At 73.0% G+C, this 12,917-nt stretch carries 8 protein-coding genes; 4 read left to right on the forward strand and 4 right to left on the reverse strand.

Annotated features, from left to right (window positions below):
• From VQH23_RS24710 to VQH23_RS24720, 3 genes are all read right to left on the reverse strand, one after another.
• Positions 1 to 999: a phosphotransferase gene (locus VQH23_RS24710; protein ID WP_338663321.1), complete on the reverse strand. Its 999-nt coding sequence runs from the start codon at positions 997 to 999 to the stop codon at positions 1 to 3.
• A 143-nt stretch (positions 1,000 to 1,142) separates the two neighbouring features.
• A complete protein-coding gene (locus VQH23_RS24715; protein WP_338663322.1) occupies positions 1,143 to 4,328 on the reverse strand; it encodes a multidrug efflux RND transporter permease subunit in 3,186 nt (1,061 codons plus the stop codon).
• A gap of 13 nt (positions 4,329 to 4,341) precedes the next feature.
• Positions 4,342 to 5,478 (reverse strand): efflux RND transporter periplasmic adaptor subunit, encoded by a 1,137-nt coding sequence (locus VQH23_RS24720; protein ID WP_338663323.1) that lies wholly within the window; start codon positions 5,476 to 5,478, stop codon positions 4,342 to 4,344.
• Positions 5,479 to 5,623: 145 nt separating this feature from the next.
• Here VQH23_RS24720 and VQH23_RS24725 point away from each other — a divergent pair, with 145 nt between their 5' ends.
• Positions 5,624 to 6,220: a TetR/AcrR family transcriptional regulator gene (locus tag VQH23_RS24725; protein ID WP_338663324.1), complete on the forward strand. Its 597-nt coding sequence runs from the start codon at positions 5,624 to 5,626 to the stop codon at positions 6,218 to 6,220.
• Between the two features lie 16 nt (positions 6,221 to 6,236).
• On the opposite strand, the gene VQH23_RS24730 is transcribed toward VQH23_RS24725, so the two are convergent.
• The gene (locus VQH23_RS24730; protein ID WP_338663325.1) at positions 6,237 to 7,181 is read right to left on the reverse strand and encodes a LysR substrate-binding domain-containing protein; all 945 of its coding nucleotides are present in this window, start codon (positions 7,179 to 7,181) and stop codon (positions 6,237 to 6,239) included.
• Positions 7,182 to 7,358: 177 nt separating this feature from the next.
• On the opposite strand from VQH23_RS24730, the gene VQH23_RS24735 reads away from it, so the two are divergent.
• Genes VQH23_RS24735 through VQH23_RS24745 form a run of 3 tightly spaced genes read left to right on the forward strand, consistent with a single transcriptional unit; the run spans position 7,359 to position 12,869 of the window.
• Positions 7,359 to 9,977, forward strand: coding sequence for a 2-oxoglutarate dehydrogenase E1 component (locus VQH23_RS24735; RefSeq protein ID WP_338663326.1), 2,619 nt, complete (start codon positions 7,359 to 7,361; stop codon positions 9,975 to 9,977).
• Positions 9,977 to 11,206 (forward strand): CoA transferase, encoded by a 1,230-nt coding sequence (locus VQH23_RS24740; RefSeq protein WP_338663327.1) that lies wholly within the window; start codon positions 9,977 to 9,979, stop codon positions 11,204 to 11,206. The genes VQH23_RS24735 and VQH23_RS24740 overlap by 1 nt, the downstream gene beginning before the upstream one ends.
• Positions 11,207 to 11,210: 4 nt before the next feature.
• Complete coding sequence (locus tag VQH23_RS24745; RefSeq protein ID WP_338663328.1) at positions 11,211 to 12,869, forward strand: acyl-CoA dehydrogenase family protein; 1,659 nt, start codon at positions 11,211 to 11,213, stop codon at positions 12,867 to 12,869.
• The last annotated feature ends 48 nt before the right edge of the window (positions 12,870 to 12,917 follow it).

The following is a 12,917-nucleotide window of genomic DNA, read 5'->3' on the forward strand; positions in this document are numbered from 1 at the left end:
CTAACCTCCGGAGTGCCGCGCCAGGCTTTCCAGCCCTGCCCGCGCGCCGGGCATGTTGCGCAGGATGTAGGGCGCGTTCTCCGGCTGCCGCCGCGCGCGCCAGTGGGTGATGAGCACGGTCATCGCCATGCGGGTCGCGATCAGGGCCGGCAGCAGGGCGGCCTGCTCCTCCGGCAGGGGCAGCACGGCGCGATAGCCGGAGAGGAAGGCGGCCGGGCCCGCCAGGGGCGCATCGCCCGGCCGCACGAGGTAGGCGCAGGCCGTCGCCACCTCCTGCAGCCTCGGGGCTCGGACCATGTCGCCGAAGTCGATGATACCGGCCAGGCGTCCGTGCTCGTCCGCCAGCACGTTGTGTGGGTTCAGGTCGTTGTGGATCACCTGTGTCGGCAGCGCGACGAGAGCGGCGGAGGGGCCGCTCTCGAAGCGGTTCAGCGCGGCCTCGGCCAGGGCGCGCAGGCCGGGATCGGACACGTCCGGCAGGAACTCGCGCAACGAGGGCGCCTCGCGGATGTCCCAGAGCAGCCGGCGCCCATCGGCGGGATGGGCGAAGCCGGAGAGGGCCGCGTCCAGGCGGGCCGTTAGATGCCCCAGTGCCTCCGCGGGCGCTTCCGGCGGCGCCATGGGCCGGCCCGGCAGATAGGTGAGGACGCGCAGCAGGCAGGGCCGGGCATCCGCAGCCGGGTGGGCGCGCTCCGTCGCGCCGTCCCGCGCGCGCAGCATCCGTGGCAGGGGCAGGTCGGGCGCCGTTCCCTCCAAGTGCAGCAGGGCTGCGGTCTGGAAGCCGGTGACCGCTGGATCCTCGTCGGGGTGGGCGAGCTTCACCAGGAGCGGCGGGGAACCGTGCCGTTCCAGGCGGAAATTCCGGTCCCGCTCGCCGCCCAGCGGGTGCAGCGCGCCCTCCAGCCCCCAGTCCCGGCGCAGCGCCTCCGCCAGGGGCGCCGCCTCGATCACCGGCGGCGCGGCCAGCATCAGCGGGTCGTGAATCGGGTGCGGCGGCATCCCCGGCAGTCTAGCGGCGGGCCCGCTGCCGGACGAGCCCGCGCCGATGGGCCAGGGAGGAGTTGCCCGAACGGATAAGGGGCGGGGTGCGGGGCCACGCGCCCCCTCCCCGCCCCTCCTCCGATCCAGGCAGCCCGCCGGGCCTATGCCGCAGCGGTTGCCTTCGTCTCCTCCTGGGCCGCTTCATGCGCCCTCTCCTTTCGCGCCATGGCGCGCGCCACGACGTAGAAGACGGGCGTGAAGACGAGCCCGAAGAGGGTGACGCCGAGCATGCCCGCGAAGACGGCGGTGCCGAGGCTCTGCCGCATCTCCGCACCGGCGCCGGTGGCAATGGCGAGCGGGAGGACACCGAGGATGAAGGCCAGCGACGTCATCAGGATGGGGCGGAGCCGCGTGCGGGCCGCGGCCTCGGCGGCCTGCCAGCGGGTCATCCCCTCCGTCTCGGCCTGGCGGGCGAACTCCACGATCAGGATCGCGTTCTTCGCGGCCAGCCCGATCAGCACCACCAGCCCGACCTGGACGAGGACGTTGTTGTCCAGCCCGCGCCAGACCACGCCGGCAAGCGCCGCCAGCACGGACATGGGCGCGATGAGCACCACGGCGAGCGGCAGCAGCCAGCTCTCGTAGAGAGCGGCGAGCAGGAGGATGACGAAGACGACGGCCAGGCCGAAGGCGATCGGCGCGGTGTTGCCCTGCGTGGTCTCCTGCAGCGCGATCTCCGTCCACTCGAAGCCGAAGCCCGGGGGCAGCTCCTGGCGCAGCAGCTCCTCCATGGCCGCGATTGCCTGGCCGGTGGAGATGCCGGGCTTCGGCGCGCCCTGGACCTCGGCCGCGGGGTAGAGGTTGTAGCGCGGCACGCGGTAGGCAGCGGTGTCCGGCTCCAGCGTGGCGAGGGAGCCGATGGGGACCATGGCGCCGTCCGCGTTGCGCGTGCGCAGCAGGGCCACGTCGCGCGGCGTCAGGCGTTGCGTCTCCTCCGCCTGGGCGGTGACGCGGTAGGTGCGGCCGAGGATGTTGAAGTCGTTCACGAAGGCGGAGCCGAGATAGATCGAGAGCGCCTCCGAGACGCGGGAGAGCGGGACGCCGAGCATCTCGGCCTTGCTGCGGTCCACCTCCGCCCGCAGCGTCGGGGTTTTGGTGTTGAACAGGGTGAAGGCCATGGCGATCTCGGGGCGCCCGTTGGCGGCGGCGACGACGCGGTTCGTCACCTCCTCCAGCGCCCGCGCGCCGCGGTCGCCGCGGTCCTGGATGTAGAACTTGAAGCCGCCGCCGGTGCCGATGCCCGGCACGGAGGGGGGCGGGATCACCAGGGCGAGGGCGTCGCGCTGCTGCATCAGCCGCGCCTGCACCGCGCCGGTGATCCCGGCGAAGGTGAGGTGCTGCGCCGCGCGCTCCTCGAAGGACTTCAGGTTGACGAAGATCACGCCGGAGTTCGGGGCGTTGGTGAAGGTGGCGCCGTCGAAGCCGGTGAAGGCGATGGAGTTGGCGACGCCGGGCACCTCCAGCACGTCGCGCGTGGCTTGGCGGATCACCGCGTCCGTGCGCGCCTGGGAGGCGCCGGGCGGGAGCTGGAAGGCGGCGATGAGGTAGCCGCGGTCCAGCGGCGGGATCAGGCCGGTGGGCGTGCTCATCACCATTTGCCCCGTGAGGGCCAGCAGCCCGGCGAAGAGGATCAGCAGCACGGCGGTGAGCCGCACCAGCCGCCGGGTGAGCGCGCCGTAGCCGATGGAGAGGCGGTCAAACATCCAGTTGAAGCCGCGGAAGAACAGGCCGAAGGGCGCGGCGATCCAGGCGCGCCAGCCCGTGGCGTGCCCGTGCCCGTGCGGGCGGAGCAGCAGGGCCGCCAGCGCGGGGGAGAGGGTGAGGGAGACGAGGGCCGAGAGAAGGGTGGCCACCGCGATGGTCACGGCGAACTGGCGGTAGAAGGCGCCGGACAGCCCCTCGATGAAGGCGGTGGGCACGAAGACGGCGCAGAGGACGAGGGCGATGGCGAGGAGCGCGAAGCCCACCTCGTCCATCGTGCGGCGGGTGGCGGCGACGGGGTCCATCCCCTCCGCCATGTGCCGCTCCACGTTCTCCACCACCACGATGGCGTCGTCCACCACGATGCCGATGGCGAGGATGAGGCCGAACATGGAGAGGTTGTTCAGCGAGATGCCGAGCGCCGCCATGAAGGCGAGCGTGCCGATGATGGAGACGGGGATGGCGGCCAGCGGGATGATGGAGGCGCGCCAGGACTGCAGGAAGAGGATCACCACGAGCACGACGAGGATGATGGCCTCGACGAAGGTCATCACCACCGCCTCCATCGACTGCTCGATGAAGCGGGTTGTGTCGTAGACCGTGTGGTAGGCGAGGCCGGGCGGAAAGTTCCCCTTCAGCTCCTCCAGCGTCGCGCGCAGGGCGGCGGCGGTGGCCAGGGCGTTGGAGCCCGGGCGCTGGAAGACGGGCATCGCCACGGCGCGGTCGGCATCGAGATAGGCGCTGAGGGTATAGTCCTGGGCGCCCAGCTCCACGCGGGCCACGTCGCGCAGGCGCAGCGGGGCGCCAGCCTCGTTCGTGGCCACGACGATGTCGGAGAACTCCTCCACGTCGCGCAGGCGGCCGAGGGCCTGGATATTGAGCTGAAAGGCGCCGTTGGAGGCGCCGGTGGGCGGGTGGTTCAGGCCGCCGGCGGCCACCTGCACGTTGGCGCGGCGCAGCGCTTCCAGCACCTCGCCGGGGGTCAGGCCGCGGGCGGCGACCTTGGCGGGATCCAGCCAGATCCGCATGGCGTAGTCGCGCGCACCGAAGACCTGCACGTCGCCGATGCCGTCCAGCCGCGCCACGCGGTCGCGCACGTTCAGCATGACGTAGTTGGAGATGTAGCCCTCGTCCCGCGAGCCGTCCGGCGAGGTGAAGTGGACCACCATCATGATGTCCGGCGAGGCCTTGCGGACAGTGATGCCGAGGCGGCGCACCTCCTCCGGCAGCCGGGCCTCGGCCACCGCCATGCGGTTCTGGACGAGCACCTGAGCCTGGTCCACGTCCACGCCCTGGCGGAAGACGACGTTGACGGCGAGGCGGCCGTCGCCGGTGGCCTGGGAGGTGACGTAGAGCATCCCCTCCACGCCGTTGATCTCCTGCTCGATGGGGGAGGCCACCGTCTCCGCGATCACGGAGGCGGAGGCGCCGGGGTAGGTGGCGGCGATGGTGACGGTGGGGGGCGCGATCTCCGGGTACTCGCTGATCGGCAGGCGGAGGCCGGCGATGGCGCCGATCAGGACGATGGCGATGGAGATGACGGAGGCGAAGACCGGCCGGGATATGAAGAACTGGGCGAAGCGCATGGCGGCGGTTCCCTCAGCGCGCCTGGGCCAGGCGGGCGGGGGCGAGGGGCTTCACCTCCGCCGTCACCCGCCCGCCGGGGCGCGCCAGGTGCAGCCCGGCGGTGATCACCTGGTCGGAGGGCGAGAGGCCGGCGCGCACCACGCGCAGCCCGTCGATCACCGGGCCCAGCGTGACGGGCTTGGCCACCACGGTGCCGTCCGCGGCCACGGTCATCACCACCCGCGCGGCTTGGTCGGCCGCGATGGCGGCGTCCGGCACCATCAGCACCTCCCCTTCCCCGGCGCGGAGGCGCAGGCGGGCGAAGGTGCCGGGGGTGAGGAAGAGGTCGGGGTTGGGGAGGGTGGCGCGCGCCCTGATGGTGCCGGAGCGGTCGTTCAGCGCGGAATCCAGGAAGTCCATCCGCCCCTGGCGGGCGAACTCCGTCTCGTCCGCGAGGCGCAGCTGCACCGGGGTTTCCTGCGCCCCGCCGCGGCGGGAGACGCGGAGGAGGTCGGCCTCGCTGAGGTCGAAGGTGGCGTAGACCGGGTCCAGCGCGACGATGGTGGTCAGCAGGGTGGTGCCGGCCTGGACGAGGTTGCCGGCATCCACGCGGCGGTCCGAGACGCGGCCGGATTGCGGGGCGCGCACCTCGGTCCAGCTGCGCTCCAGCTCGGCCTGGCGCAGGCGGGCGCGGGCATCGGCGATGCCGGCCTCGGCGTCGCGCTGGGCGGCGCGGCGGGTGTCGAGCTGGGCCTGGGGGGCGAAGCGCTCCCGCACGAGGGAGGAGGTGCGGTCGTTCTCCTGGCGCGCCAGTTCCAGCCGGGCCTCGGCGCGGGCGAGCTCGGCCCGGGCGCTCTCGATCGCGATCTCGAAGGGGCGGGCATCCACGGAGAAGAGAAGGTCGCCGGCGCGGACGACCTGCCCGTCGCGGAAGTGGACCCGCTCTACCTGGCCGGAGACGCGGGGGCGCAGCTCGACGCGGGCGGAGGGCTCAAGGCGCGCGATGTGCTCCTCCCACTCCGTCACGTTCCGGCGGACGGGCTCGGAGACGGTGACGGTGGGGGGTGCGGGCTGCGACTGGGCGGGAAGAGGGATCAGGGGAAGGGCAAGGGCGAGGGCCAGCGGGGCCAGGCCGCTGAGAAGGGTGCCCTTGCGGTGAGGGGTCGGCATGGCCAATCTCCGGGGGTCGGATGATACCGACCGGTTCGTCCCTATTGATACGAACCGGTCGGTATCATTACAACCCCCTGGTGGGAGACGGTGTCGGGACGCCTTGCGCCCGATGGAATGAAATTGGCGGAATGGAGAGGTGACCGTGAGCGAAGTGTCCGCGACCCCGCCGCGCCGATCGGCGGCGCAGCGCCTGAGGGAGGTGGCCCGGGAGCTGTTCTACCGGCAGGGCATCCGCGCCACGGGGGTCGAGGAGCTGTGCCGCGTGGCGGGCACGACGAAGATCAGCCTCTACCGGGCCTTTCCGTCGAAGGACGAACTGGTGGCCTGCATCCTGCGCGATGACTGCGAGCAGGAAGCGGCGTGGTACCACGAGGCGCTCGGCCCCGGGCTTCCGCCGCGGGAGCGCCCGGCGGCCTTCGTGACGGCGGCGGCGGCGGAGCTGCGGCAGCCCGGTTTCCGGGGCTGCTCGCTGGGCCTTGCCATCGCCGAGTTCCCGGATCCCGAGCACCCCGCCCGGAAGGTCGCGGACACCTACAAGCGCGAGATGCTGGAGAGGCTGCGCCGGGTCTGTGCCGAGGCGGGGGCGGCCGATCCGGAGATGCTGGGCGATTCCCTGATGATGCTGACGGAGGGCGCCTTCTCCTCCGCCGCCTATCTCGGGGCGGAGGAGGCTGCCGCCTCGCTGGAGCGGGCGGGGCAGCGACTCCTGGCCTCGGCGCTGCCGCTGGCCGGCTCTTAGCGGCGAGGCTCTCCTCTCAGGGCACGAGGGTGGCCCCGTCCGGCCCGCGCGTGGCGCCGCGCAGCACGTTCAGCGGGATGAGCCGTTCCACTTCCTCCTGAACGGCCCTGATCGCGGCGCGTACCAGGGGCGTGACCGGCCGGTTGGCGGGCGTGGCGATCACCAGCAGCGCCCGCATGGCGGAGGAGCGGAAGGGCCGGGCACGCAGCCGGCCCTCGCGCACCTCGCGGTGGACGGCACCGAAGGGGAGCACGGTGGAGCCGACGCCGCGCTCCACCAGCTGCTTCAGGGCGGGCACGCAGTCCACCTCCATCCGCACGCGCAGGCGCACGCCCTCCGCGGCGCAGGCCGCGTCCAGCACACGGCGGAGGCCGTTCTCCGGGCCGGGGACGACGAGCTCCTGTTCCTCGAGGAAGAGGAGCGGGACGGGTTCAGGCGCGCCAGCGGCGGGGGGCTCGATGAGGAAGAACTCCTCCAGCAGCAGCGGCGTGGCAATCAGGTGCGGGCTGTTCCGGGCATCGTAGAGGACGGCGAGGTCGAGCCGCGCGGATTCCGTCCACTCCAGCAGGATGGCGCTGAAAGCCTCCCGGATGCGCAGCGCGGCGCCGGGGTGGCGGGAGCCGAAGCGCAGCGCCAGGTCCGCCCCCATGCTGGCGGAGAGGGAGGGCGGCATGCCCAGGGTGACGCTGCCGACCAGGTCCAGGGCGCCCGTCGCCAGCTCCGCCCGCACGGCGGCGAGCTGCTGCGTGACGCCCTGCGAGACCTCGAGGAAGCGGCGGCCGGCATCGGTCAGCATCACACCGCGCCCGTGGCGGTAGAGCAGTTCCCGGCCCAACCCCGCCTCGAGCCGCGCGATCTGCCGGCTGAGGGCGGGCTGAGTCACCCCGAGGCGCACGGCGGCGCGGGAGAAGCTGCCGGCGGCCGCGACCTCGAGGAAGCTTCGGATCTCCTGGAGTTCCACTCCTCCCATTCCCTCCCGGCCGTGCCAGCCATGCCTCGAAGGTTATAGCTCTTATTACGCTCGCGCCATGCCTGCCACGGCCATCGCTGGTATTCTCAAGCGGAGGCGTCCCGATGACCCGCCGCCCCGGCCCGGGGCGGGGTGGCAGGAGAGATTAGCCCGGTGGAAACCCCTGCCATGTCCTCCTCACCGCTGTCCGGCATCAGCTACGAGTACCTTTCGGCGATGCAGGCCGCCTTCGAGCGCGACCCGGCCTCGGTGGAGCCGGGCTGGCGGGTGCTGTTTCAGGTTCTGGCGGAGGTGGGGGTCGAGGCGGCGGACGGCGCGGCCGGAAGGGGGGCGGCGCTGCGGGAGGCGGCGTGGCGGGATCGCGGGCACCTCCTCGCGACGCTCGATCCCCTGGCTTCCCCTGCCGATGCGATCGACTCCGCGCAGGAGCCGCTGCGGGCCGCCTATGCCGGGACGCTGGCGGCGGAGAGCGCCCATATCGACGACGACGCCCGCCGCGAATGGCTGCGCGCGGCGGTGGAGCGGAGCGAAGGGCTGCCCGGGCCCGCCGCGCCGATGGAGATCCTGCGCGGACTGGTCGCGGCGGAGGAGTTCGAGGGTTTCCTGGGCCGCCGCTTCCCCACGAAGAAGCGCTTCGGCGCGGAAGGGGCGGAGGCGCTGATCCCGCTGCTGACCCGCGTGCTGGAGCGTGCGGCGGAGAGCGGCGTGACGCGGGCGGTGATCGGCACCATGCATCGCGGCCGTCTGTCCGTCATGGCGAACGTGCTGGGACGCTCGCTCACGCGGATGATGGCGGAGATCAAGAACGCCCATCCTTTCCCCGCGGACGCGCCGCGCGCGGGAGACGTCCCCTACCACCTCGGCCACGACGCGGTGCTGGCCTTCGGCGGACGCAACATCCGGGTGACGCTGCTCTCCAACCCCTCGCACCTGGAGGCGGTGGACCCGCTGGTGCTCGGCCGCGCCCGCGGCGCGCAGGACGCGGAGGGCGAGGGTGGCCGCGCGCGCGTGCTGCCGATCGTGATCCACACCGACGCCGCGGTGATCGGCCAGGGCGTGGTGGCGGAGTGCATCCAGCTCGCGGGGCCGGCGGGCTACTCCACCGGGGGCACGGTGCACCTCGTCGTCAACAACGGGATCGGCTTCACGACGGAGACGCATGAGGCCCGCACCTCCCGCCACTGCACCGGGGCCTGGAAGGCGGTGGACAGCGCCATCCTGCACGTGAACGGGGACGACCCGGCGGCGGTGTGCCGGGCGGCGGACATCGCGGTGGCCTGGCGGCAGGCGCAGGGGTGCGACGCGGTGGTGGACCTCGTCTGCTACCGGCGCAACGGGCACAACGAGATCGACGAGCCGGCCTTCACCCAGCCGCGGCTCTACGCCCGCATCGCGGAGCAGGTGCCCGTTGCGCGCCGCTACGCGGAGGCGCTGGTGCGGGCGGGCGTGACGGACGAGGCGACGGTCGCGGCCATGGCGGAGGCCTGCCGCGCGCGGCTGCAGGCGGCCTATGAGGACGCGGCCGGCTTCCGCCTGAACGAGAGCGGCTATCCACCCCGCCCCGCCCCGCGCGGGGCGGAGACGGGGGTGGCGGGGGAGGTGCTGTCCCGCATCGCCGCCGCCATCGCGGAACCGCCGGGCGGCGCGGCGCTGCACCCGCGCATGGGGCGCATCCTCCGGCAGCGGGCGATCGAAGAAGGCGGGATCGCCTGGCCCACGGCGGAGGCGCTGGCCTTCGGCAGCCTGTTGCTGGAGGGTGTGCCGGTGCGGCTGAGCGGGCAGGACGTGGCGCGCGGCGCCTTCTCCCACCGGCACTTCGCGCTGGTGGATTCCGCGACGGGGGAGCGGCACATCGGGCTGGACCGGCTCTCGCCCGGTCAGTTTCCCCAACAGGCGCGGTTCCAGGTCCATAACAGCCCGCTCTCCGAGTACGCGGTGCTGGGCTTCGAGTACGGCTACAGCCTGGAGCGGCCGGATTCGCTGGTGATCTGGGAGGCGCAGTTCGGCGACTTCGCCAACGGCGCGCAGATCGTGATCGACCAGTTCCTCGCGGCCGCCGAGGAGAAGTGGTGCGACCCGTCCCGCCTCGTTGTGCTGCTGCCGCACGGGCTGGAGGGCCAGGGGCCGGAGCACTCCTCAGCGCGGATCGAGCGCTTCCTGCAGCTCGCGGCGCGGGACAACATGCGGATCGCGAACCCTTCCACCCCCGCCAACTATTTCCACCTTCTGCGGGAGCAGGCGCTGGGGCTGCACGACCGGCCGCTGGTGGTGATCGCGCCGAAGCGGCTGCTGCGGCTGCCGGCCGCCGTCTCGCCGCTCGCCGACTTTCTGCCGGGCAGCGGCTTCCGGCCCGTGGTGGCCTCCGTCCCGGCCGGGCCGGTGCACAGCGTGCTGCTGTGTTCCGGCAAGATCGCCTACGAGCTGGAGGAGCGCGCGCGTGGGGTTGAGGGCGTGGCGGTCCTGAGGCTCGAGCGTCTTTACCCCCTGCCGGCGGAGGAGCTGGCGGCGCTGTTGCGCCGCTGGCCGGAAGCCCGCATCACCTGGGTGCAGGAGGAGCCTGAGAACATGGGCGCATGGAGCTGGATGGACCGTCGGCTGGAAGCGGTGGCCGCCGCGGCGGGGCTGGCCGAATCCCGGCCGGGGCTCGTCGCCCGGCCCGAATCCCCCTCCCCCGCCGGCAGCTTCCACGGGGACCACGACGCGGACCAGGCGGCGATCGTGGAGCGCGCCTTCGCGGCCGCGCCGGTGGCCCAAGCTCCTGTCTCCGGCTCGACGAGGGCGGCCTGATGGCGGCCCCGCTCTCCGGGCTGCGGGTCGTCGAGGTCTCGGCCTTCATCGCAGCACCGATCGGGGGGATGACGCTGGCGCAGCTGGGCGCGGATGTGATCCGGATCGACCCCATCGGCGGCAACATCGACTACCGCCGCTGGCCGCTCTCCCCGGAGGGGACGAGCCTGTACTGGACCGGGCTGAACAAGGCCAAGCGCTCCGTGGCGCTGGCGCTGAACAGGCCGGAGGGGCAGGAGATCGCGCGCGCCCTGATCTGCGCCCCCGATGAGAAAGGCGGCGAGGATGCGGGAATCCTGCTGACGAACCTGCCGGCCAGCGGCTGGATGAGCCACGCCGCGCTCTCCGCCCATCGGCCTGACCTCATCATGCTCCGGCTGATCGGCAACCCCGATGGGTCCGGCGCCGTGGACTACACGGTGAACAGCGCGGCGGGCTTCCCCACGGCCACGGGGCGCGGCGAGGAGCCGGTGAACCACGTGCTGCCGGCCTGGGACATCGCGGCGGGGCTCTACCTCGCCACCGGCCTCCTCTCGGCGGAGCGGACGCGGCGGCGGGACGGGCGGGGGCAGGAAGTGGTGCTGTCCCTCGCGGACGTGGCCTTCGCCTCGGTCGCCAACCTCGGCTACGTGGCGGACGTGCAGGTGAACGGGGCGGTGCGGCCGCCCATGGGGAACGAGCTCTACGGCGCCTTCGGGCGGGACTTCCCGACGGCAGACGGGCGCCGGGTGATGATCGTCGCCATCTCCAACCGGCAGTGGCGGGCGATCGGCAAGGTCACGGGACTGGCGGAGAAGCTGGCGATGATCGGCCCGATGCTGGACGTGAACCTGGACGAGGAGGGCGGGCGGTACGAGGCGCGGCACGCCATCGCGGCCGTGCTCGCGCCCTGGTTCGCGCGGCATCCCCTGGCCGAGATCGCGCGGCTGTTCGAGGGCAGCGGCATCCTGTGGGGGCCGTACCAGGATTTCGGCCAGCTCGTGCGGGAGGATCCGCGGGTCTCCACGGCCAACCCGATGTTCGCGGAGATCGACCAGCCCGGCGTGGGGCGCATCCTGGCACCTGCCGTGCCCCTCGCCTTCTCCGGCACGCCGCGGCCGGAACCGACCCCTGCGCCAAGGCTGGGCGAGCATAGCGACGCGGTGCTGGCCGAGGTGCTCGGCCTCTCCGCCGCCGCGATCGGAAAGCTGCACGATGCCGGCATCGTCGCCGGCCCTGAGGAGCGCTGAGGCCATGAACGCCGTGAGCAACGACATCGCGCTGGCCGAGTACGGTGCGGCCCTGGCAGCGGCCGAGCGCCTGTTCGAGGAGGGGCGTCGCGCGGTGGCCGCGACCGTGGCGCCCACCGGCAAACCGGACCCTGCGCTGATGGACCGGCACCAGTTCGCCCTGCACGGGCTGGCCTGGCAGGCGGCCTATGTGGAGGCGCTGCGCCAAACCCTGCGCTGGGCGGAGGGGCTGGCGGGCGCAGGGGACCTTGGCGCTGCGGAGGCGGCGATCCTGCGGCTGGGCTTCGCCGAGTACCTCTCCCAGCTCGCGGGCGGCATCCCGATGAGCCAGGCGGAGGTGGTGCGCCCCGCCGACATGGGGGTCCCGCCCGAGGCGGTGGCGCGCTTCCTGGCCGAGCCCGTGCTCGCCCGCCTCTCCGGCCCCGCCGGGCTGGAGGCCGCGCGGCTGGCCCTGGGGGACCGGGTGGCGGAGGGCGAGTACGGCGCGCTCGGGCTCGATGACGAGGCGCTGGAGGCGACGCGGGCGGAGTTCCTGCGCTTCACCGCCGCCGAGGTGACGCCGCACGCCCAGGGCTGGCACCAGCGGGACGAGCTGATCCCCGCGGAGCTGGTGGGCAAGCTGGCGGAGATGGGCGTGTTCGGGCTGACGGTCCCCGAGGAGTACGGAGGGCTCGGGCTCGGCAAGGTGGCGATGTGCCTCGTCTCCGAGGCGCTGAGCGGCGGGTATATCGGCGTCGGCTCGCTCGGCACGCGGTCCGAGATCGCGGCAGAGCTGATCCGGCTCGGCGGGACCGAGGAGCAGAAGGCGCGCTGGCTGCCCCGCATCGCCTCCGGCGAGACGCTGCCGACGGCGGTGTTCACGGAGCCCAACACGGGGTCGGACCTCGGCAACCTTCGCACCCGCGCGGTGCGGGAGGGTGCGGTCTACAAGATCTACGGCGCCAAGACCTGGATCACCCACGGCTCGCGCTCCGACCTCATGACGCTGCTGGTGCGAACGGGCGCGCCGGGATCGGGCTACAAGGGCCTGTCCATGCTGCTGGCGGAGAAGCCGCGCGGCACGGAGGGCGATCCCTTCCCTGCCCCGGGCATGAGCGGGGCGGAGATCCCCGTGCTCGGCTACCGCGGCATGAAGGAGTACGAGATCGGCTTCGACGGCTTCGAGGTGCCCGCCTCCTCCCTGCTGGGCGGGGTGGAGGGCCAGGGCTTCAAGCAGCTGATGGAGACCTTCGAGAGCGCGCGCATCCAGACCGCGGCGCGGGCCCTGGGCGTGGCGCAGAACGCGATGGAGCTGGGCGCCGCCTACGCCACCACGCGCGAGCAGTTCGGGCGGCCCATCCTGAAGTTCCCGCGCGTGCACGCGAAGCTGGCCTGGATGGCGACGGAGACGATGATGGCGCGCCAGCTCTCCTACTTCGCCGCGCGCACGAAGGACTCCGGCCAGCGCTGCGACATGGAGGCGGGGATGGCGAAGCTGCTGGCCGCGCGCGTGGCGTGGAGCAACGCGGACGCCGCGCTGCAGATCCATGGCGGCAACGGCTACGCCATCGAGTACCCCATCAGCCGCGTGCTCTGCGACGCGCGCATCCTCTCCATCTTCGAGGGCGCGGCGGAGATCCAGGCGCAGGTGATCGCGCGGGGGCTGCTCGGACGGGTGAACTGATCCCGTGAACCAGGCCGCACCGCCGGATCAACCGGCGGGCGGCGCCAG

Origin of the sequence: Pararoseomonas sp. SCSIO 73927 (genome assembly GCF_037040815.1) — a bacterium.
Classification (GTDB): domain Bacteria; phylum Pseudomonadota; class Alphaproteobacteria; order Acetobacterales; family Acetobacteraceae; genus Roseomonas.